Here is a 1255-nt window from a genome sequence, read left to right as displayed (position 1 = left end):
GCGCCGGCGGCCGGCCCCGGTCGGGTCGAGGCTCATCAGCGCCATATAGACGCACTTGAGTGCCGCTTGCTCGTTCGGGAAGTGACCGCGGGCTCGGACGGCCTTGCGGATGCGGGCGTTCACCGACTCGATCGCGTTCGTGGAGCAGATGACCTTGCGGATCTCCACGTCGAAGGCGAGGAACGGCACGAACTCCGCCCACGCGTCGGACCACAGCTTCACGATCGCCGGATACTTCTTGCCCCAGGCGTCGGCGAACTCCATGAACCGCTCGGTCGCGGCGTCCTCCGTGGGCGCGGTGTAGACCGGCTTGAGCGCCTTGGCGATCTTGTCCCAGTCCTGCCGGGCCGCGTATCGGAACGAGTTGCGCAGCAGGTGCACCACACACGTCTGCACGATCGTGCGCGGCCAGACCGTCTCCACCGCCTCGGGCAGCCCCTTGAGCCCGTCACATACGAGCATGAGCACGTCGGCGACGCCACGGTTCTTCAGCTCGGTCAGCACATGCAGCCAGTGCTTCGCGCCCTCGCCGCCGTCACCGGCCCAGATACCGAGGATGTCGCGGTGCCCGTCGACGGTGACCGCCATCGCCAGGTAGATCGGCCGGTTCGCGACCTGACCATCCCTGATCTTGACGTTGATGGCATCGATGAACACGACCGGGTAGACGGGGTCGAGGGGCCGGTTCTGCCACTCGGCCATACCGTCCATGACCTTGTCCGTGATGGTGGAGATGGTCTGCTTCGACACGTCCGCGCCGTAGACCTCGGCCAAATGGGCGGCGATCTCGCCGTGCGTCAACCCTTTGGCCGACAGCGACAGGACCATGTCGTCGACCCCGGACAGGCGCCGCTGCCGTTTCCGCACGATCTGCGGCTCGAACGTGCCCGCCGCGTCCCGCGGAACCCGAACCTGCACCGGCCCGACGTCGGTGAGCACGGTCTTGGTCCGGCTGCCGTTACGCGTGTTCCCGCTGCCCCGGCCGGCCGGGTCGTTCTTGTCGTAGCCGACGTGGTCGGTGATCTCACCGTCCAAAGCCGACTCCAGGACCCGCTTCGTGAGCTGCTGCAGCAGCCCACCCTCCCCGGTCAGCTTCAGCCCGTCACCACGAGCCCGATCGACCAGCATCGCGATCAACTGCTCATCCGTGACCGCATCCGCCGGCCTGGCGGCCGGCTCCTGCCCCGAGGTGATCTCGGTCGTCATCTGGCGTCTCTCCCTTGATCGGTCGATCAGCCGTTATTTGTACAGTCCC

1 protein-coding gene is annotated in these 1255 nt (G+C 66.9%); it reads right to left on the bottom strand.

What is annotated here, in order from left to right; all coding sequences use genetic code 11:
- The coding region (locus ONA70_RS36340) for an IS256 family transposase (protein WP_406601309.1) at window positions 1-1206 on the bottom strand (1206 nt) is incomplete at its 3' end.
- Between the last annotated feature and the right edge of the window lie 49 nt (window positions 1207-1255).

Origin of the sequence: Micromonospora yasonensis (assembly GCF_026013475.1) — a bacterium.
GTDB lineage: Bacteria > Actinomycetota > Actinomycetes > Mycobacteriales > Micromonosporaceae > Micromonospora > Micromonospora yasonensis.
The sequence above is the reverse complement of the archived record's forward strand: the minus strand, read 5'-3'. Positions and strand labels throughout refer to the sequence as shown.